This window comes from Halorussus halophilus (assembly GCF_008831545.1).
GTDB classification, from domain to species: Archaea; Halobacteriota; Halobacteria; order Halobacteriales; family Haladaptataceae; genus Halorussus; species Halorussus halophilus.
The window spans coordinates 535,329-555,658 of record NZ_CP044523.1 but is presented as its reverse complement, the minus strand read 5'-3'; the positions used below and the strand labels follow the sequence as shown (position 1 = coordinate 555,658).

At 64.1% G+C, this 20,330-nt stretch carries 18 protein-coding genes and 1 pseudogene; 8 read left to right on the top strand and 11 right to left on the bottom strand.

Features of this window, described 5'->3' with window-relative positions; all coding sequences use genetic code 11:
* Positions 1–14 precede the first annotated feature (14 nt).
* Complete coding sequence (locus F7R90_RS02635) at positions 15–647, top strand: MogA/MoaB family molybdenum cofactor biosynthesis protein (RefSeq protein WP_158055733.1); 633 nt, start codon at positions 15–17, stop codon at positions 645–647.
* A 27-nt stretch (positions 648–674) separates the two neighbouring features.
* On the opposite strand, the pseudogene F7R90_RS02630 reads toward F7R90_RS02635, so the two are convergent.
* Both F7R90_RS02630 and F7R90_RS02625 read right to left on the bottom strand, forming a co-directional pair.
* Positions 675–1,571 (bottom strand): annotated as a pseudogene (locus F7R90_RS02630) (PhzF family phenazine biosynthesis protein); the annotation flags it as partial.
* A 45-nt stretch (positions 1,572–1,616) separates the two neighbouring features.
* Complete coding sequence (locus F7R90_RS02625; protein WP_158055732.1) at positions 1,617–2,204, bottom strand: NUDIX hydrolase; 588 nt, start codon at positions 2,202–2,204, stop codon at positions 1,617–1,619.
* A 602-nt stretch (positions 2,205–2,806) separates the two neighbouring features.
* Here F7R90_RS02625 and carB point away from each other — a divergent pair.
* On the top strand, positions 2,807–5,950 hold the full coding sequence (carB, locus tag F7R90_RS02620) for a carbamoyl-phosphate synthase large subunit (RefSeq protein ID WP_158055731.1): 3,144 nt from the start codon (positions 2,807–2,809) through the stop codon (positions 5,948–5,950).
* Between the two features lie 30 nt (positions 5,951–5,980).
* Here the strand turns inward: carB and F7R90_RS02615 are convergent, their stop codons facing one another.
* From F7R90_RS02615 to F7R90_RS02605, 3 genes are all read right to left on the bottom strand, one after another.
* Entirely contained in the window at positions 5,981–6,391 is a 411-nt protein-coding gene (locus F7R90_RS02615; RefSeq protein ID WP_158055730.1) for a hypothetical protein, read from the bottom strand.
* Positions 6,392–6,479: 88 nt separating this feature from the next.
* The gene (locus F7R90_RS02610) at positions 6,480–6,752 is read right to left on the bottom strand and encodes a hypothetical protein (protein ID WP_158055729.1); all 273 of its coding nucleotides are present in this window, start codon (positions 6,750–6,752) and stop codon (positions 6,480–6,482) included.
* Positions 6,753–6,815: 63 nt separating this feature from the next.
* Positions 6,816–7,172 (bottom strand): DUF5802 family protein, encoded by a 357-nt coding sequence (locus tag F7R90_RS02605; protein WP_158055728.1) that lies wholly within the window; start codon positions 7,170–7,172, stop codon positions 6,816–6,818.
* A 198-nt stretch (positions 7,173–7,370) separates the two neighbouring features.
* On the opposite strand from F7R90_RS02605, the gene F7R90_RS02600 reads away from it, so the two are divergent.
* From F7R90_RS02600 to F7R90_RS22795, 3 genes are all read left to right on the top strand, one after another.
* Complete coding sequence (locus tag F7R90_RS02600; protein WP_158055727.1) at positions 7,371–8,024, top strand: DUF1405 domain-containing protein; 654 nt, start codon at positions 7,371–7,373, stop codon at positions 8,022–8,024.
* Positions 8,025–8,129: 105 nt separating this feature from the next.
* A complete protein-coding gene (locus tag F7R90_RS02595) occupies positions 8,130–9,083 on the top strand; it encodes a DUF7096 domain-containing protein (protein WP_158055726.1) in 954 nt (317 codons plus the stop codon).
* Between the two features lie 62 nt (positions 9,084–9,145).
* A complete protein-coding gene (locus F7R90_RS22795; RefSeq protein ID WP_158055725.1) occupies positions 9,146–9,979 on the top strand; it encodes an ArsR/SmtB family transcription factor in 834 nt (277 codons plus the stop codon).
* Between the two features lie 43 nt (positions 9,980–10,022).
* On the opposite strand, the gene F7R90_RS02585 is transcribed toward F7R90_RS22795, so the two are convergent.
* Positions 10,023–10,532 carry a hypothetical protein gene (locus F7R90_RS02585; RefSeq protein ID WP_158055724.1) on the bottom strand — a complete coding sequence of 170 codons (510 nt, stop codon included), beginning with the start codon at positions 10,530–10,532 and terminating at the stop codon, positions 10,023–10,025.
* A 569-nt stretch (positions 10,533–11,101) separates the two neighbouring features.
* On the opposite strand from F7R90_RS02585, the gene gatD reads away from it, so the two are divergent.
* Together gatD and F7R90_RS02575 are read left to right on the top strand one after the other, a co-directional pair.
* A complete protein-coding gene (gene gatD, locus F7R90_RS02580; protein ID WP_158055723.1) occupies positions 11,102–12,343 on the top strand; it encodes a Glu-tRNA(Gln) amidotransferase subunit GatD in 1,242 nt (413 codons plus the stop codon).
* Between the two features lie 9 nt (positions 12,344–12,352).
* On the top strand, positions 12,353–13,267 hold the full coding sequence (locus F7R90_RS02575) for a GNAT family N-acetyltransferase (protein ID WP_158055722.1): 915 nt from the start codon (positions 12,353–12,355) through the stop codon (positions 13,265–13,267).
* A 10-nt stretch (positions 13,268–13,277) separates the two neighbouring features.
* Here the strand turns inward: F7R90_RS02575 and F7R90_RS02570 are convergent, their stop codons facing one another.
* The 4 genes from F7R90_RS02570 to F7R90_RS02555 form a co-directional block, all read right to left on the bottom strand.
* Positions 13,278–14,504: a hypothetical protein gene (locus F7R90_RS02570; RefSeq protein ID WP_158055721.1), complete on the bottom strand. Its 1,227-nt coding sequence runs from the start codon at positions 14,502–14,504 to the stop codon at positions 13,278–13,280.
* Between the two features lie 77 nt (positions 14,505–14,581).
* Positions 14,582–14,857: a ubiquitin-like small modifier protein 1 gene (locus tag F7R90_RS02565; RefSeq protein ID WP_158055720.1), complete on the bottom strand. Its 276-nt coding sequence runs from the start codon at positions 14,855–14,857 to the stop codon at positions 14,582–14,584.
* Between the two features lie 56 nt (positions 14,858–14,913).
* A complete protein-coding gene (locus tag F7R90_RS02560) occupies positions 14,914–16,083 on the bottom strand; it encodes a potassium transporter TrkA (RefSeq protein WP_158055719.1) in 1,170 nt (389 codons plus the stop codon).
* A complete protein-coding gene (locus tag F7R90_RS02555) occupies positions 16,080–17,348 on the bottom strand; it encodes a potassium channel family protein (protein WP_158055718.1) in 1,269 nt (422 codons plus the stop codon). The genes F7R90_RS02560 and F7R90_RS02555 overlap by 4 nt, the downstream gene beginning before the upstream one ends.
* 124 nt (positions 17,349–17,472) lie before the next feature.
* Between F7R90_RS02555 and F7R90_RS02550 the strand changes: the two genes are divergently transcribed.
* Positions 17,473–18,630 carry an NAD-binding protein gene (locus F7R90_RS02550; protein WP_158055717.1) on the top strand — a complete coding sequence of 386 codons (1,158 nt, stop codon included), beginning with the start codon at positions 17,473–17,475 and terminating at the stop codon, positions 18,628–18,630.
* Between the two features lie 3 nt (positions 18,631–18,633).
* On the opposite strand, the gene F7R90_RS02545 is transcribed toward F7R90_RS02550, so the two are convergent.
* Positions 18,634–20,175: an HPP family protein gene (locus tag F7R90_RS02545; RefSeq protein WP_158055716.1), complete on the bottom strand. Its 1,542-nt coding sequence runs from the start codon at positions 20,173–20,175 to the stop codon at positions 18,634–18,636.
* Positions 20,176–20,330: the final 155 nt, after the last annotated feature.

Genomic DNA, 20,330 nt, shown 5'->3' with positions numbered 1-20,330 from the left:
CCGAATTACGTTCTATGGTCGATTTCCAATCGCGTGACACCCGGCGAAGCGACGACGAGGACGAAAAGAAAGCCGAGACAGAGACCGAGGAACCCGAACCGACACACGACGAAACGCCCGAAGAGACCCACGACCACGACGCCGAGACCGACGACCACCACCATCACGACATCGAGTCGCTCGGCGTCGCGGTCGTCACCGTCTCGTCCTCGCGGTCGCTCTCGGACGACCCCTCCGGCGACGCCATCGTGGAGATACTGGAGCGCGACGGCGACCGAGTCGTGAGTCGCGACCTCGTCGCCGACGACTTCGACGGCGTCCAGAGCGCAGTGGACGGACTGGTCGGACGCTCCGACGTTGACGCGGTGGTCACGACTGGCGGCACTGGCGTCACGCCTGACGACGTGACCATCGAGGCCGTCGCGCCGCTGTTCGACAAGGAACTGCCGGGCTTCGGCGAGTTGTTCAGGCTGCTCTCGCACGACGAAATCGGCACCAAAGTCGTCGGCACGCGCGCGCGAGCGGGCATCGCCGACGGCACCCCCGTCTTCTGCCTGCCGGGCAGCGAGAACGCCGCACGTCTCGGTGCCGAGCGCATCATCGTCGAAGAGGCCGGACATCTCGCCGGATTGGCGAGCAGAGAGTAGTCAGTCGGAGCGAGTAGCCAGTTGCAGTCAGATGAGTCGTCCTTCGGCGACCGGAATCACGCGGCCACCGACCTCGACTTCGATGGTCGGAACTGCTTCGTTTTCGCCGTCCGCGTCGGTTCGAGACGCGCGCAAGTACAGGAGCGAGGGTCGGTCCATTTCGTAGCCCTGTTCGACCCTCACGTCGATTCGTTCGCCGTCGAAGTAGTCGTTCGCCACGAGATACGCCGCCAGACAGCCGTTCGATGAGCCAGTTGCAGGGTCTTCCGGAACGCCCCCGCAGTCGGCGAACACGCGAACGCTGAGGTCGTTGTCTTCAGGCGCTTCTTCGGACTGGTCCCCGTCTCCGTGTGACTCTGGCGCGAACAGCAGGATATTCAGATTGCCGTATGGTTCGATTAGCTCCTCGTAGTAGGGGTCGTGGTTCGTCTCGGCGCGCTGGAGTGCATCGAGCGATTCGAGGGGGACGACGAGCGTCGGCAGACCGGTCGAGACGAGTTGTACTGGGTAGTCGTGGTCGATGTCCGATTCGGCTAGACTCAGCACGCGCGCCGCGAGTTCGTGGTCGATTGTCCCCTTGAAGGACGGCGGAATCTGGCGCATCCAGAAGATTTCTTCCCCGCCCTCGCGCTCGACCCAGACGGGAATCTCGCCGACGCCGAGGTTCAGGGTTAGTTCGTCGGGACTGTCCTCGCAGACGTACTCCCGGAGGACGAACGCGGTGCCGAGCGTCGGATGACCGGCGAACGGCAGTTCTTCTACGGGGTCGAAGATACGCACGTCGTAGGGGTCGGTCGTAGACTCGACGAACGTCGCCTCCGAGTAGTTGGTTTCGCGCGTGAGACGCTGCATCTGCTCGTCGGTGAGCGACTCGGCGTCGTGGAAGACCGCGAGTTGGTTGCCAGCGTACTGCTCGCGGGCGTACGCGCGGCGCGGTGAAAACGTTGGAGGGCCGGAGAGGTGGAGTCGTTACTCGAAGTCGCGGCGCATCGCGATTTCGAACCACGGGCAGAGACGCAGTTGGCGATACCACTCGGGGTGGTCGTGCAGGCGCTCGTAGGGAACCCACATCAGGCCCGCGACCTCTTCTTCGTCGGGGTCGAGACTCAGGTCGTCTAGGGTCACTTTCAGCACGGCACAGACCTCGTGTTCGACGCCCGCGTTCTCGAAGTAGCGCTTGTACTCGAAGCGGTCGGTCACGCGCAGGTCGTCGTACTGGTCGGGCGTGATGCCCAACTCTTCGTCGAGTCGCTGGCGGGTGGCCGCCTCTTGGCTCTGGCCCTGCACGGGATGGGAGGCGACGGTACCGTCCCACCACGACCCCCAGAGGCGCTTGCCGGGCGCGCGCTGGGCCAACAAGATGTTGCCGTCGCCGTCGAACACGAGCGAGGTGAACGCCCGGTGGCGCGTGCCGTCGCCGGTGTGGGCGTCGAGGCGGTTCGCTAGTCCTTGCTCGTTGTCGTCTGCATCGACCACGATAACGTCCTGCTTTGCGTTCTCGTGGACTTCGTCGGTTGCGGCGGTGGTGGCGCTCGACGGCGCGTCGTCGGTACTCATTGGGACTGAATTTTGTGGGATGGGTAAAACGCTCTTCGGTTGCTAGGAGAGGGGGAAAAGTACGGAGACTGGGTTGTCAATGGTTCGGCGTGCGCTGGCGTAACCCCGAAGGGTGTTGCGCCGACCGTCGCGCGAGGGATGAGCATCGCAGACCGGAGAGTAGCGGAGGTCGAGAAGCGCAGTCGGTTGGGGAGGCGTGTGGCCCGTGCGGTGCTGTGCGGTGCGGTCTTCTAGGCACCGGGAGTAGCTAGCTTCCTCTTGGTTTGGTATTTCTACGTAGCAATCAGCACAACTGCTGTTTCTTCTTCGAAAGCCCCCGCTCGCTAAACTCCCGCGACTTGCTGCGCTCCTTGGCTAAGCCTGCGGTGCTTGCTTCGTCGGGGTTCGTTTAGCACGCGGCCCCTTTCAGTCCCACCCTCCATATGGTCCACCGGCCGTTTCCCGTGGATTGTCTCACCGGCCGTTTCCGACCACTTTCCGCCCTGTCCGACACTCACTCCCCGTGCCAACCATACCCAAATTCCGATATTCGAAATTCCATTACGGAACTCGCAATCTATCGTCGGACTTATTACGATGAACGAACTTCGAACGTATAACAGATGACCGAGGACACCAAGGCTGGCGAAGGGCAGACCATCCTGCTCATCGGGAGTGGACCGATTCAGATCGGACAGGCCGCGGAGTTCGACTACTCTGGGGCACAAGCGTGCCGCGCGCTACAGGAGGAGGGCGCGCGAGTCGTGCTGGTCAACTCGAATCCGGCGACCATCATGACCGACCCCGAGATGGCCGACGAGGTGTACATCGAGCCCATCACCACCGAAGCCATCGCGGAAATCATCGCGAAGGAGAACCCGGACGGCGTCATCGCCGGACTCGGGGGCCAGACCGGACTGAACGTCACGGCGGAACTCTCCGAGGAGGGCGTTCTCGAAGAGCACGACGTGGACATCATGGGCACTCCGTTGGACACCATCTACGCGACGGAGGACCGCGAACTGTTCCGCCAGCGGATGCACGAGTTGGACCAACCGGTGCCGCGCTCGACCACCATCGAATTGGACGACGACGAACGAGTCGCCGAACTGAGCGAAGAGGACGTACAGGGGCGCGTCGAAGACGCCGTCGATGCAGTCGGCGGCCTCCCCGTCATCTCCCGGACGACCTACACGCTCGGCGGGTCGGGGTCCGGCGTCGTCCACGAGATGGACGAACTGTACGACCGCGTCAGGAAGGGCCTACGCCTCTCGCGCAACAGCGAGGTCCTGATTACCGAATCCATCTCCGGGTGGGTCGAACTCGAATACGAGGTCATGCGCGACGCGGGCGACTCCTGTGTCATCATCTGCAACATGGAGAACATCGACCCGATGGGGATTCACACCGGGGAATCGACGGTCGTGACCCCGAGTCAAGTCATCCCGGACGACGGACACCAAGAGATGCGCGACGCCGCGCTCGAAGTGATTCGGGACTTGGGCATCCAAGGCGGTTGTAACATCCAGTTCGCGTGGCGCGACGACGGCACCCCCGGCGGCGAGTACCGCGTCGTCGAGGTCAACCCCCGCGTCTCGCGCTCCTCCGCGCTCGCCTCGAAGGCGACTGGCTACCCAATCGCCAGAGTCACGGCGAAGGTCGCGCTCGGCAAGCGTCTCCACGAAATCGAGAACGAGATTACCGGCGAGACGACCGCCGCCTTCGAACCGGCAATCGACTACGTGGTGACGAAGGTGCCGCGCTGGCCCAAGGACAAGTTCGACGACGTGGAGTTCGAACTCGGTACCGCGATGAAATCGACCGGCGAGGCGATGGCCATCGGCCGGACGTTCGAAGAGTCCATGCTGAAGGCTCTCAGGTCCTCGGAGTACGACCCGAACGTTGACTGGACGGATATTTCCGACCAGACGCTCGAAGCCGAGTACCTCGAAACCCCGACGCCCGACCGCCCGTACGCCATCTTCGAAGCCTTCGAGCGCGGTTACACCGTCTCGGACGTAGTGGACCTCACGGGCATCGAAGAGTGGTACGTCGAACGCTTCGGTAACGTCGCCGGAGCGTCTGTCGCCGCACAGAACGGCGACTTCGCCCAAGCCGCAGAAACTGGCTTCACGAACCAGCAGGTCGCCGCGAAAGCTGGCGCGGACGTGGGAACCGTCGAAGCCGCCGCACCGAAACGCGACTTCAAGCAAGTCGATACGTGCGCGGGCGAGTTCGCCGCCTCGACGCCGTACTACTACTCCTCGCGCAGACCCGGCGCGGGACTCGGCAGAGACGAAGTCCAAGTCGATAGGGACGTAGAGAGCGTCGTCGTGGTCGGCGGCGGCCCGATTCGCATCGGACAGGGCGTCGAGTTCGACTACTGCTCGGTCCACGCGGTGCGCGCCCTGCGCGAACAAGGCATCGACGCCCACGTAGTGAACAACAACCCCGAGACGGTCTCGACGGACTACGACACCTCCGACGGCCTGTTCTTCGAACCGATTACCGCCGAAGAGGTCGCGGACGTCATCGAGACGACGAACGCCGACGGCGTGATGGTCCAGTTCGGCGGCCAGACTAGCGTGGACATCGGCGACCCGCTCGAAGACGAGTTGGCACGCCGGAATTTGGACTGCGAGATTCTGGGCACCAGCGTCGAGGCGATGGACCTCGCGGAAGACCGCGACCGGTTCAACCGCCTGATGGACGACATGGGCATCAGCCAACCGATCGGTGGGTCGGCAACCAGCAAGGATGAGGCCCTCGAACTAGCCCACGACATCGGCTATCCGGTCCTCGTGCGCCCGAGTTACGTCCTCGGTGGCCGCGCGATGGACGTTGTGTCCGACGACGACGAACTGAAAGAGTACATCGAGGAAGCAGTGCGCGTCTCGCCCGACAAACCGATTCTGGTGGACGAGTTCCTCGCGGATGCAGTCGAACTAGACGTTGACGCCGTTGCCGACGGCGATGACGTACTCATCGGGGGAATCATGGAACACGTCGAGAGCGCGGGGGTTCACTCCGGCGACTCGGCTTGCCTGATTCCGACGCGCTCGCTTTCCGACGACACACTCGCCCGCGTGCGCGAAGTGGTCGAAGACATCGCCACCGCGTTGGATACGGTCGGCCTGCTGAACGTCCAACTTGCAGTGCAAGATGGCGAAGTGTACGTCCTCGAAGCCAACCCGCGTTCTTCCCGTACGGTGCCGTTCGTCTCGAAGGCGACGGATGTTCCGATTGCGAAACTCGCCGCGAAGGTGATGGCGGGCGATAGCTTGAAAGAACTCGACGCACAGGAGCAGGTCCCCGAGCAGATTAGCGTCAAAGAGGTCGTCCTGCCGTTCGACCGTCTTCCGGGAAGCGACCCGCGCCTCGGCCCGGAGATGAAGTCCACCGGCGAAGTGATGGGCACCGCAGACACCTTCGGGAAGGCCTACGACAAGGCCCAAGACTCCACGGGGTCGCCGATTCCGAAAGAGGGTGGAACCGCCGTCGTGGACTTCGACATCGACGGGTTCGGCGAGTACTACGACCTCGACTCGTTCGACGACGTGACGGAGGCCCTGAAGAGAGGGAAAATCGACCTGCTCGTCACCGACGACCGCGAGGCCCTAGAGATGGCCGTCGAAGAGGAAGTGCCGTACTTCTCGACGGAAGCGAGCGCACGCGCCGCGCTGGAAGCGCTCGCCGCGAAAGACGACCCGCTCGACGTGCAGTCGGTCGGCGACCGGCCGAAGACCCAGAGAGAGTGGGGTCAGTAGAGAGTTAGAGAGGTACTGTTTTTCGCCGCGTCAGCACTCCTTGTAGAACATCGAGGTGGTCCACAGTTCGTGCCAGTCGCCGCTACAGTTGCTGGTAAACCGGGCTTTGACTTCGTTTTCACAGATGTCTCGCCGACCCATGCTACAGTCGTAGTTTTCCATGTCACAGGTACTCGACGGTTGCATCGCGAGCGTACTCTCCCGAACCGACCCGTCACAGCGGTCTTGGACGTCCCACTTCCACTGGTTGTAGCCGTGGTACTGTGAGGACTGGTCCGTTCGCTCCATGGCTGGTTCGGTGTACCCCCAACTGTACCCGTAGGAGATGCTGGTCGTCATCCAACCGACGGTCACGCTGACAGTGTGGGTCGTACTCACGCTTCCGCCGTCGCTGGGACCCGCAGGTTTCCAGTAGCCGTCGCCGACGTCGTGCCACGCCATCTGGTTTTTGTCCCAGCGGTGCTTGTTCCACGCGAGTTCGTTCTTCCACTCGCTACCGCCTCGGTAGTGGGTGCTTCTGCGACGGGTCTCAGACGACTACGACGCCCGCAACGCCGCCCGCGAGGAACGCCGCGAGCGCGTACCACGGTTCCCGGCGAACCGTGCGTTGGGCGGCCGGAAGTTCGCCACTGCCGCCGACGCCGAGCGAGACGCCGACGAAGAAGGAGGCGAGTCCGACCGCGACCTCCGTTCGACCGGTACTGTACGCGAATCCCGACAGGACGCCGACGACGACACCGAGGATAGCCGCGTGGACTTCGGTGTACGTCAGCGAGTTGCCGCTCCCGACCTCTTTTGCCATGCAGGGGGATACGTACCGCTCTGCATATGTTGGTTTTGCCCGAGTAAGGGAGAAATGAATCGCTCAGGTCCCGACGCCCGGGTGACAGTCCTGATAGCGGAGCATCTGAGCGGCCCGGTCTGCTTTCGCCAGTAGCACTTCCTTGAGTTTCGGCGGGTTTCGGATGCCGGTGTCGTCTAACACTGAGCGGGGCAGGACGAGCGTTCGTTCCGGAACGTCGTCGGCACCTTCGACCGCGAGGTGGTGCTGGTCCACTTTCATCACGAGCGGGTTGTCGAGTCGCTCGACGCCCTCGCCCGTCGTGTAGAGTTGACGGTTGATGTGTTCGTGCTGGTCACGGCGCATCACGACGCGTTCGTCGTCGTGCGGTTGGACGTACAACCGTCCGAGGTAGTAGCCGCTGGAGAAGTCCTCGAACATGATACACGCTACCGTACCACACCGGGATAGATAAAACCTATGGATAGGATTATATAGTAGTGCAAAGGCACTACTTAATACGTTCTAAATCTGTTTTAGGAGTGTTCGAATTTCGAGAAGATTTCCCCGTCCGAAAATCGAACGCGACGTGCAATCGGTCTGGGAAGACCTTTGACGCTGGCGCGCCCGCGCCAACGTATGACGATTTCGCGCCGGTTCGTACGCCAATATCTGGAACGCGGGCCGGGCCTCGCGTGGCTACTGGCCGTGAACGTCCTCGCCATGCTGGTCGGCCTGCGGTTCTACGTCGAGACGATGCCGGACGTGCCGACGTACCTCTGGCCGCTGTACGCCGACTCACCCGCCGCGCTGTTCTTGGTGACGCTCTCGCTGGTGACGCTCCTGCCGAACCTCGGGCGCAGTGTGTCTGAATCACCCAGAAACCGACCGCTCGCGTACCTCCACACGTTCGCGTTCGCGTGGCTGGTGAAGTACGGCGTCTGGACGGCCGTCGCGCTCAACCTCGGGTTCTCCCAGTACTTCGGACTCCCGTGGGAACCCGACGCGCTCTGGGCCTACTGGTTCATCATCGTGACCCACCTGGGGTTCGTCGTGGAGGCGGGCGCGCTCCCCTCCTTCGGTGCGACGACGCGCGGCGCGCTGGCGACGGCGCTTGGCGCGCTACTGGTCAACGACGCCGTCGATTACGTGTGGGGCTACCATCCACCCCTGCGCTACGACCCAGGGTTGGTACTCCCTGCCGCGACAGTCGCTCTCTCGATTCTGTCGGTCGTGGCCGCGTCTCGGGCGTTCGACCGACTCTCTTCGCGGGACCAGAATAGCGTGCGCTAATTGCTTTTTGAACGCTCAGGGCGATGCTCCACCCTTCGATTCGCTCGGTGAACAGAACGAACGAATGTCCGTCTTTTTAAGCGGTGGGAGAAAAAAGAGCGGGTGATGAGTACCTATCGAGCCGTTTTGTTGGCGCTGGTGACAGTCGGCAGCGTCCTCGCGGTCGCCTCCCCCGCAGGTGCCATCGGGGTTACCGACGCCCCGACGCCCTCGGTCGAGCCGATACAACCTATCGAGACGCCGCCCTCCATCGAGAACGTCCAGAGCGAACAGACAGCCAACGATAGCGAGAACGCCACGCTCGGTGCGGACATCTCCTCGTTCATGCAGTCGAGTGCCGCCGAAATCGGCGGTGCGGTTGAAACGGGGATGTGGTCCGCGGCGTTCAACGGAACCAACAACCAGTCGGTGAAGACTCGACTCGTAGAGCGCCGAACGCGAGAGTTGCGCGGCGAGCTACAGACGCTCCAGCAACGCCGAGACGAACTCGTCGCCCAACACGAAGCCGGAGAGATAAGCGAGACCCGGTACAAGGCGAAGCTCAGCCACCTCCTCGGACGAATCAACGCGCTCCAGTCGGCCATCGACACGACTGCCCCGAAGGCCAGACAAGTCGGTGCGAACGTCTCGCAACTCCAATCGATGCGGGAGGAAGCGAAGAACCTGAGCGGCCCGGAAATCTCCGCCGTCGCTCGGAACACGACCGGCGTCGGTCTCGGTAACGTCGGTGGCGGTCCGCCCGCGAACGCGGCGGCAGGCACGAACGGAACTGGCGTCGGCGCGGCCAACGGGTCCACGGGCGACCTGCCGGTCGATGCGCCGGGAAACGGGAATGGCAACGGTAACGGCGACGACAACGGTGGACGACCCGCCGACGTCGGCAACGGAGACGCCTCCGCGAACGTGACCAATCCCGTGGAGGGCAACGGAACAGGAAACGGCCCCGCGGACGAGTCGGCGGACGTGACCGACTCGCCGTCGTCTGAGTTCTCATCTCGGCTCGAAGGCGTGTCCATCGGCGGCGCGCTTCCACGTACGTTCGTCGGCACGCTGTTCTAGCGGTTTTGGACTCGGACGGAGAGACACCCTTTTCCGCGCTCGTTGCCTAGCCGACACCGTGAATGGACTCCGCCGAGCTGCTCGATATACTTGGAAACGAAAATAGGCGACGCATCCTGCGTCTGCTCGCACGCAAGCCCTGTTACGTCACCGAGATTAGTGAATACCTCGGCGTCAGTCCGAAGGCCGTCATCGACCACCTGCGCAAGTTAGAAGACGCCGGACTCGTGGAGAGTCGCACGGACGACCAGCGCCGTAAGTACTTCAGCATCTCGCGCAACCTCCGGTTGGAAGTGAACGTCTCGCCGTACGAGTTCGGCATGAAGAGCGCCTATCCGGCGAGTACGAACCTCGACGTGAGTCGCTGTCGGCACATCTCGCTGAACGTCCAGTACGGAGCGAGCGACGACGCGCCCGAGGTGGAGCGCGAGCACGAAGAATCGACAGGCGGCGAAGTAGTAGACGACGCGGAGACGGTACGTGACACGGAGAGCGACGACGCGGGGATGGACGACCCGCAAGCGAACGACGAGGAAGGCGAGCGCTCGACGGCGGAAGAGCGAGTCGCCGGAACACACGCCACCGATGCCGCCGACCTCGCGGAAGAACTAGACGAGTTAGAGGACCTCCAGAGCGAACTGTCGCTCGCCCAGCGATGGGTCCACGGCCGCATCGCGGACGTGCAGGACCGCCTCTGCGACGTGTTAGACGCCAACGGCGAGCGACGACTCCACGCGGCGGTGCTGGCCGCAGTTGCAGGCGGCGCGACGAACACCGAAGAAATCAGTCGCTCGGTCGAAGCTCCGATGCCGGTCGTCGAAGAGTGTCTCTCCCTGCTCGAAACGCGCGGGGTCGTCCAGCAAGCAGGCGACGAGTGGGAACTCGCGCGTGAGTGAGTGGAAGAACAACATGGAAGAACAACAGCGAGTAGCTCCCTTTTCAGATATCCTCGGTCAGACCTTTCCGCAGGTCGCCGCCGAAGTACGCGCCGAGCGCACCCGCCAGTAGTCCGACGCCCGCGCCGAACAGCCCGATAGGCACGCCTGCGTCGCCGAACGCGGTCAGCGCGAGATTACCTAGAATCGCCACGAGACCGGACACGACCGCACCGGCGACGGCGGACTCGAAGATGGTCGAGCGTTCGAGCACGAGGCCGAGCAGGAACGCCCCGCCGAAGACCCCGAGCAAGCCGGTGAACTTGTCGAGGAGCGGAATCGGCACGAAGAACGTCCCGGCGGCCATCCCCGCACCGAGCAGGAGGACCGCGGAGAGGAACACCTTCGGCGAGAATATCCGCCCCGCGCGGGTCTTCGCGCGCTGGAAGTAGGAGGGACCGGACTCGCTGGATTGGGAGGGCTGGCGCTGGCTGCTCGACTCGTCGTCGTCCAAGAGCGAGCTAAAGTCGTCGGCGACCGTGTCGCGTTCGCGCTGGTCGGAGCGCTGAGGCATGGGTAGGTGTGAGTTCCCCGAGGTAATGGGTCTTTTCGTGGCTAGGGATGGTTCGGGTTGTATTGAAACGAAGAGGAGACCACGGAACCGAAATATGGCGCGCGCTGGCGCGACCGCGAAGCGTGTCTCGCCACTCCGTGCGAGGGACGAGCAACGGAGCGAAGTGAGTAGCGCAGTCGGCTGGGGAGGTGTGGCTGATGCGGTGCGGTTGCGGTCTCATCGGTTTCGGGAGTAGCTAGCTTCACCGCCTTCGTCGTTGCTCTGTCGCAGTCAGCACAATTCGTCGTTGTGACGTAGCAGTCAGCGACACCGCAGTTTCTTCTTCGAAAGCCCCCGCCCGGTCGCGATCGCTCGCCGACATATCCGCAAACCGCGCGGATAGTGGTCGCCGAGCAACCACGCAAGCGCGACCGCGCGGCCCCTTTCAGTCCCCCCGTGGTGTGAGTCCTCTTACTTGCCGCCATTTGTTCGCCCCGCTCTCGTCTCCCGGTTCCACAACCTCCAACCCAGCCCACAACCCCGCTGTTCGAAAAGATGGTTTCAAGTCGCGCGCGGCGGTACTCGCAGGTATGAATCCCGGCGACCGGGTCCGCGTCGAGCGGGCCGACCAGACCTTCGAGGGTGTACTGCTTCCCTCTTCGACGAGCCAGAACCTCGTCGTCAAACTCGACGGCGGCTACAACGTCGGTATCGACCGCGACGAAGCCGACGTAGACGTACTCGAAACCGAGGTGTACGACATCGAAGAGGGCGAGACCAGCGACAGTTCGGTCGTGGAGTTCGACCCCGAACTGCCGACGATTTCGCTCATCTCGACCGGTGGCACAATCGCCTCGACGGTAGACTACCGAACCGGCGCGGTGACCGCGCAGTTCGACGCCGAAGACGTGCTTCGCGCCGTGCCGGACCTCGCTGGCCGGGCGAACTACCGCGGGCGCGTCGTCGCCAACATCCTCAGCGAGAACATGACCACCGACGTGTGGGTCGATTTGGCCGAGGCCGTCTACGAGGAAATCGAGAACGGCGCGGACGGCGTCGTCGTCATGCACGGTACCGACACGATGCAGTTCACCGCGTCTGCGCTCTCGTTCATGCTCGACACGCCGGTTCCCATCGTCTTTACGGGGAGCCAGCGTTCTGCCGACCGACCGTCTTCGGACAACGTGATGAACGCCGTCTGTGCCGTCGAGGCCGCCAAGGCCGACGCCGCGGAGGTCATGGTCTGCATGCACGCCTCCGAGAGCGACGACGACTGCGCGCTACACCGTGGGACGCGGGTTCGCAAGAACCACACCTCGCGTCGCGACGCCTTCGAGACAGTGGGTGCGAAGCCCTTGGGCGAAGTGGAGTACGACAGCAAGGAAGTTAGTTTCCGCCGCGACTACTCCGAGCGCGGAAGCACCGAACTCAGCCTCGCTGCCGACCTCGAATCGGAGGTCGAACTGCTGAAGTTCACGCCCGGCATGAGCGTCGAATCGCTCGACGCCTTCGAGGGCAAGACAGGACTCGTCATCGAGGGCACCGGACTGGGTCACGTCCACTCCGACTGGGCCGACCGCATCGGCGAATTGGTCGATTCCGGCACGACCGTTGTCATGACCAGTCAGTGCATCGAGGGCCGCGTCTGTGACCGCGTCTACGACACGGGCCGCGACCTGCTCGACGCGGGCGTCGTGGAGGGCGAAGACATGCTCCCCGGCACCGCGAAGGTCAAACTGATGTGGGTGCTGGCGAACGCCGACAACCCCGAGAAGGCCGTCGCGGAGTCGCTCGCGGGGGAGATTCAAGAGCGGTCGGTGCCGTGGGAGTAAGCGAGTAGGATGGCTAGCGAGGCAATCGAGATACGCGAGGCCACCCACGACGACTACGACGACGTGGTCGCGTTCACCGAGGACACGTGGTCGGACCACGGCCGAGACGACTACCTGCCCCACATCTACCACGACTGGATAGAGGGCGACGACCAGCTAACTATCGTAGCAGACGCGGGCGACGAACTCGCTGGAGTCGTCCAGTGCGTGCTGCTCTCGGAGTGGGAAGCGTGGGGACAGGGTCTACGCGTCAACCCCGTATTCCGTGGCGAGGGCATCGCCACGCAGATGACCGAACATCTCTTCGAGTGGTCCCGCGAGCGTGGCGCACGCGTCTTCCGGAACATGGTCTTCTCGTGGAACGCCGCCGGGTTAGGCCAGTCACGGGCGAGCGGCTACGACCCGATTACGGAGTTCCGGTGGGCGCACCCGACGCCCGATGCGGACGCGAGCCCCGACCTCACGACGACGAGCGACCCAGACGCCGCGTGGAGTTTCTGGACCGACAGCGCGGCCCGCGACCACCTCCGGGGACTCGCACTCGACGACGACGAGTCGTGGGCGCTCTCGGAACTCACCCGCGAGACGCTCCACGAGGCCGCGGACGACGACCGACTGTTCGTCGTTCGAGACGGAGCCAACGGCACGCGCGGATTCGCCCACCGCGTCCGGGAGTACGAACTGCCGGACGAAGACGGCGAAATGGAGCGGTGGGCCGAGTACGGCGTCGGCGCGTGGGCCGACGCCGAAGCCGCGGCGTCACTGCTCGACACCATCGCGCGAGACGCCGCGGACTGCGACGCCGACAACACTCGCGTGCTGATTCCCGAGACGGTCGAAGTCGTCAGCGACGTTGCCTACTGTCGAACCGAAATCGCCGACGAACCGGACTTCGTGATGGGCGCAGACCTCACCAAGGACTGAAAGTTCAGTTTTAGTCGTCCGCTTCCGACTCCCGATCTGCGTGGACCTCTGCGTCGGGAGTCGGTCCGTCCTCTCCCTTCTTGCTCGCCGATTCCGCTGCAGATTCCCCGCGCTCGCTCTGTTCCGACGGCCCGTCCCAGTCGATGGACTCGACGGTGCCGTCCCAGTCGAGGCCGCCCACGTCGGTCCCTCGCTGGAGGACGAACGGCCCGGCCGAGAGCGTTCGTTGCGTGACGGTCGCGGCCCGAATCACGTACGCGGTGAAGATGAGGTACGGTCCGAGCGCGAGCGTGTACGCGATGCTGACGAACACGACGAGCGGCGAGATGCCGAACATCGACACGTCGGGAAAGAGCTTCGAGTCGAGCGCGAGCAGGACGTAGGACGTGAACACGAGCGTCGGCAGGGCGACGTACAGCAGGCGACTCGACAGTCGTGCGAGTTCCCGCTTGTAGTACAGCGACTTGAAGTACTCCCGGCCGACCGCGAAGAACTTCAGCGTGTCCGTCAAGTCGTCGATAGCTTCGTTCTCTCCGTCCGTGAGCGCGTCTCGGTACTTGCGCTTGAACCGCCGAGCGACGTGCAGTTGCCACGAGTAGTCGTAGTTCAATCCCGCCAGCAGCACGTTGAACGTGCCGAACTTGGCGTCTTCGAGGGTCTCTCCGGCGTTCTTCGTGTCTTCTGTCACTCGGTCGTAGAAGTCAGTAGCCTCATCGGCAAACGCCTCCTCGTCGCTGTCGGCCGCTCTGTCGGCCAGAACTTCGGCCTGTCGGTTGATGGTCCCCAACACGACCCGAAGGAACTCGGCAGGTCGCGCCGGACTCACGTCCGAGTCGATGAACTCCTCGATTCGGTTGCGGTAGTTTACGGTGGCGTCCACGCGCTGTTGCTGGCTCTCGATGTCGGTTATCTCCTGTGAGAGGAACACCGAGTTGATAGAGACGACGATGGAGACGAGCAGGATGATGCCGCTCAGTAGCGTATTGAACAACGTCTGGATGGTGTTCGTGTCGGTCAACAGTTGGCGCAACTCGATAGACTGCACTCTCGTCAGAAGCAGGAGGGCGACCAGGACACTGACCATCAGTGCGACCGCGACTTTCCAGCGGTCCCCACGAAGGAGGAACCACTGTTTGATGCGGTTCTCGCCGTGTACCTCCAGCATCGAACGGAGGTTCGACGCTTCCTCTCGTACGTCGTCTACCCGTGACTGTCTGTCCGTGTCGAGTGCCCCCATGATTTTTCCCACAAACTCACACGGTCCCGAAGTGCGTAATTACTTCGGCCTGAACTTGCAGGCAGAGGAGGACAGCGTTAGCCGCCACTGACTGGCGGGAACAGCGCGAGTTCGTCGCCGTCTTCGAGTTCGGTCTCCAGACCCTGCTGGCTGTAGACGTTCGTCCCGTTTCGGAGGACGTTGATGTGGTCGCGCAACTCGCCGCCGTCGTCGTAGATGCGGTCGGCCAGTCCGGGATGGTCGGCGACGAGTTCGTCTAACGCCGTCCCAACAGTATCGCCCGGTTCGGCGTCTACCTCGGCGTGTTTTCCACCGGCGACTTCGGCGAGGTCCGCGAACAACTTCCACTGCATACCCGAACTTGTGCCACCAGCGCAAAGAGGGTTACTCACCCGGCAGGGCAGAGCGGTCATCCGCCGTCGGTCAGCACGACGGACGGCGCAGCACCACTGGCACTCCCGGCCGCAGTCTCGACCTTCCGAAGCAACTCCGGTTGGGCGACGACGAAGAGCGTGTCGCCCCCGCGAAGCAGGCGTTCTCGCGGCGGAAGTGTCTCGACGCCAGCGTCGCCGCGAACCGCGACGACCGCAACGACGAGTCCTCCGACTGGGAGACCGACCAGAGGGCTATCCTCGTCCAGTTCGAGCGCGCTGACAGTCTCGTCTGCGGCCCGCAGTTGGGCGGAGAACTCTCGGTCGGCGCGCGGTTCCGTCGGCAGCGTCACCAGTCGATACTCCGTTTCGGGGTCGAGCGTCGCGTCCGCGTCGAGCGCGAGCGTCGCTACGTCGCCGACGGTTGCCCGAAGCTCTGCGGTAGCGACTCGCTCGGCGTCTCCCGTCTCACTCGGTTCCCAAACTTGCACGAGGTCGCCCGCACTCGCGCTGAACGCGGGGTCGGCGCGGACGGCCACGGCGACCGTTCCCGGCGGGAGCGTCGGACCGATTCCGGCGGCCCGACCGCCGACTGCGACGTACGACACCGTACCGTCGTCCGCGAGGTCAACGTCTACGTGGCCGATAGCGTAGTCGTCGCGGAGGCGGGCGACGAGTCGCTCGCGGAGTTCCGTGACAGTCATTCGCCGCGGGAACCGATACGTCGCCCCCGAAAGCGCGGCCTTCGTCTCGGGTGCGACTGGTTCGTAGCCCTCGATGTCTTCGATTTCCTCGGGCAGTTCGACGGTGACGAACCGGCCGACTGCCTGCACGAACCGACTCACGTCGCCTTCGAGTTCGGTCGCGGCGGAGCGGCCGAACTGGCCAGTCGCGGCCTCACCTGTTCGCGCACCGGCGACTGCGGTGGCTGCTCCGAGAGCGAACGCGGCGACGTTCACGAGCGCGGTGCCGACTGGCGGGACCGCGTTGCCGCCACCGACGTACTGACTCAGCGCAGTCGAGGTGTTCAGCCAAATGCCGATACTGCCACACCCGACGAGAACCGCGAGACCAGTCGGCATCCGTTGGCGGGCGTACCATCGGTAGCAGAATCCGACGGAGGTGGTCACTGCGCCCGAGAGCAGTGCGAGTCCGAGAATTCGGACGAGCGCCATCACCGGCCGTTCGATAGTCGCAAAGAGGTTCACGCGACCACCTCCTCGAAGCGGTCGAGCGCGGAGCGCGCGCCGACGACGTACAGTTCCTCTGTGTCCGACAGTGGGGTCGCTCCGCCCGGCGCGAACGTCCAGTCACGGCCGCGTCGAACTGCCAGCACCGCGACGCCGTACGCCGACCGGAACGTCGCGCTTCCGACCGTCTGGTCGGCCAGCGGGCCGTCGTCACGAACTTTCACTCGGCGGACTCGTTTGCCGTCTCGGCGGAGCAGCGACAGCAGTTCGAACTCCCGGCGGGTACCGCGAGCGCGAACCCGGAGACGGGGCGACTCCGCATCGAGCAACGTGGTCGCGTCCGCTGGTGAAACAGCGACGGTCACACGGCCGTCACCTCCAGTTGCCTGCTGAGCAGGTGTCGTGGCGACTGCATTCTGCGCTCTCTCGTCCCCCTCAGACTCGTCGCCGACTATTTTGGTCGGGACAGTTTGAGAGTTCGACCCCGCGTTCCCCGCGCCGTTTGACTTCGCGCTCAGTACTGTACCCGTTATTTCGTCGTCTATTTCGCCATCTTCCTCGGCGAGTGAGAGCGTCACTTCGTCCCGACGGGCAAGTCCGGTCGGCACGAGCGCCGAGACAGAGACGGCGCGCTTGTCCTGCGGGACGCGACGTGAGAGCGCCCCGACAGGTGGGGCGGCACTGACCGTCGCCCGGCCGCGCTCGTCGATGTCCACAGCGACTTCCGCGAGGTCGTAGTCGGTTCGGAGTCGCTCTTCGAGTCGCGCCGCCAACTCCGAGAGCGGGAGGTCTGCGGGGAACGTCCACTCGCGCTCCCGAATCGCCGTTCGGAGGTCGGCCGGGAGCGAGGGATACCCTTCTACGTCGCCGACTTCGCCGGTGACGCGGACGCGGACGTTGCCGAACCGCCCGACCCGCTCGACTACGTCGGCCGAGAGACTGCGCTCTCGCAGTCCGCGGAGGGTGAGTCGGCGCGGGAACTCTGCGCCCATCTTGTCGCCCTGCGCGTGGGCGTAGAGCGTCGCCATCATCACGACGAGCGCCGAGACGAGCGCGGCGGGCGAGGCGACGATTTGTGGTTCGAGCAGGCCGAGCAGACCGCCCTGCACGCCAGCGAGCGCGACGCCGAGGACGACAACACCGAATCCGGGGAGCGTGACGCCGGTGAAGTACTTGAACGTGAAACCGAGCGTCCACGCCACCAGCGCGGGCACCACCGCCGTCAGCACCCCGAGATAGATGCCGAGGAGTAGTTGCACGGGCAGCGACGAACCGAGAGCCATTGTTTCGGGGTTGCAGACGGGGCGTAAAGATGTATCGACGGGTCGCCGACTTCGTCGAGATTCGAGCGTTCAGAACCGACCGGAGTCCGACAGTTTATCACCGATGCCGAGGACAGGGACGTGTATGGAGGTGACGCGGCGCGAACGGTACGGCGTCCAGCTTACCATCTGGTTGACGTTAGCCGTCGCGCTCCTCTCCGTCGCCACGGGCGTCGCCAAAATCGGGACGAACGAAGTGTCCCAGCTAGTCGCACCGTTCGTTCCGGAGATGCTCCGCCAGATAGCCGGGTTTACGGGCGCGCTGACCGGCTTTCTGATGTTGGCGAGCGCGCTCGGGATGCGCCGAGGGCTGCGTGCGGCGTGGTATTCGACGGTCCTGCTCCTGCCGATGACGGCGATTCAGGGAGTCATGCAAGCGTCCGACTTCTCCTATCCGCTCGTCGCTCTCTCCGCAGTCGCGTTCCCGTTCGTCGTTCGGAATCGCCACCGCTTCGACCGCGAGATTCAACTCTCGACGTCACAACTCGCAGCGGGATTGGCGCTCGTCGGCGTGCAGGTGTACGCCACCGTCGGAGCGTACGCGCTCCGCGACGAGTTCGACAGCATATACACGCCGCTAGACGCCCTCTACTACGCCATCGTCACGTCCAGTACGGTCGGATACGGCGACGTGACGGCTCAAACGCCGGAGGGCCGCCTGTTCGGCATCTCCGTCGTCGTCTTGGGGACCGCGAGTTTCGCGCTCGCGCTCGGTACCTTACTCGGTCCCGCCATCGAATCACGGTTCGCGAGCGCACTCGGAAGAATGACAGACTCACAACTCGAACTGCTGGAGAACCACGTCATCGTCCTCGGCTACGGACGATTGCTGACCGAATCGATACTCGACAGACTCGGCGACGAGTCCGAGTTCCTCGTCGTCACCCGGGACGACCAGGTTCGAGCCGAACTCGACGAACGCGACATCAAAGTCCTCGACGCGGACCCGAGCGACGAGGAGACGCTGAATCGGGCGGGCATCGACCACGCACGGGCGGTCATCGCGGCGACGAGTAGCGACGCCGACGACGCGCTCGCAGTGCTGACCGCCCGGCAGCTGAATCCGGACGTTCGCATCGTCGCGGGCGCTGCCGAACAGGAGAACGTCAAGAAGTTGAAGCGCGCTGGTGCGGACACCGTCATCAGTCCGAACATCATCGGCCACCTGCTCGTGCGTTCGGCACTCGGCGACGACGAGATGGAAGACGTCGCAGACCGCTTAGCAGGCGAGCGCAGCGACTAATTCCTACGCCCGGTGGACGACCGCCACATCGCATTCTAAGTCGTGGAGTCGCTCGAACGTCGGCGGCGAGATGAACCGCGAAGCAGTCGAGCGGTCGGTACTCGCCCCCATGATTACGAGGTCATAGTGGCTGTCGTTGGCCGAGAGGAACGACTCTATTGAGGACCGCGAGACGCGCGTCTCGAACGACCCGTCGAACGTCTCGACGAGGTTCGCCAGTTTCGTCTCGGTCGCGCGGCGTTCGGCCTCCCGGTCGATGCACGTACAGACGCCGACGCTTCCCGAGAGGCCCGTCAACCGGCGCGCGAAGTCTATCATCGCGTGGGCCGTGTCGCCCGCGCGTCGAACCGGGACGAGGACTCGTTTCCACCGCTCGCGCCCGTCGCTCTCCGGTGCGGAGCGGAACGCGATGGTGTCCACGTCGCCGCGGAAGAGTCCGCGAACGAACGGGGAGAGACCGCCGTTCTGCTCTTCGTACGGCGCGACGACGAGGTCGCAGTTCGTCTCGTGGGCGGTCTTGAGAACCGTCGATGCAGTGTTGGCTCCGTCGCCCGCGACGACCACTTCGCACGGAACGCCGACACGAGTCTTGATGCGGTTGGCTTCCGCTTCGAGGCGTTTCGCCGATTCGTCTGCGACCTGCACCGCTTCGGCCGCTGCACCCTCTGCTTCGACGGTCTCGGCGTCTACGAGTTCGGGTTGGTCGTCGTCGGTGCCGTCGGACTCGTCTCCGGTCTCGGCGACCGTCTTGACTGTCTCCTCGTCCACTACGTCCAAGAGGACGACCTTGCCCGCGTCGTGGGCCGCCGCGAGTTGCGCGCCGAACATCGCGGCCGAACTCGCCCGGTCGCCCCGCATCGGCACGAGCACGTGGTCGTCGCCCTTCGTGGACTGGTAGAGGTAGCGCGAACGTTGCTCGTAGAAGTGGTCGCGCCAAAGGACGAACACGCCCGCGACGAACCCGCTGGTGAGTGCGACGCTCACCACGTAGGAGAACGCCCCCGAGACGCCGACGGTCACCGTCGAGGAGAGTATCGTCACCTCCGCAATCTCGCCGACGGCCGCGTCGGTGATAAGAACGAGCAGGGCTGTCGAGAAGGCGGTCGGCTCTTCGAGGTCGAGCGCCCACGTGACGGCACCAGTAAGGAGAATCGAGAGTGCGGCACCACTAGCATGAGGGCTGAGCTGTGAGGGCTCGACGCGGTGGAGGTTCGCCGAAATCAGCAGTGCGACCCACCCACAGACCGCTCCCGCGGTCATCCCACCGACGAACTTCGTCGGCGAGGCGTACTTTCCTTCGGGGTCCGCGAAGAGCGTGTAGGTACCGGAGGCCAACGGCGGGAACAGCAGGAACGAGACGACCGAAAGCGCCTGCGAGAACCACGTGACGACGGCGATGAGCAGTGGCACCAACAGCAGCACCGACAGGTGGATGAGGTTCGTGGTGTGTTCCAACCACCGTCGAAACTCGGCGACTTCGCGTCGCTCGAACCGTCGCGCCCGCCGCAGGACGGCGTGATACCGGTCACGCAGTCCGTCCAACATTGTCGGAATGTGGGCTACGGGGGAGTAAATGTCTGTCTATCGGTGCGAGGCGCGAGGTCTGAACGAAGTGAAGACCTCGTTTGTCCGAGCGGTGAAACCGCGAGGCGTGAGGTTCTCGGAGGGGAGAGAACCTCGATGCGAACGGCGAAGCCGCG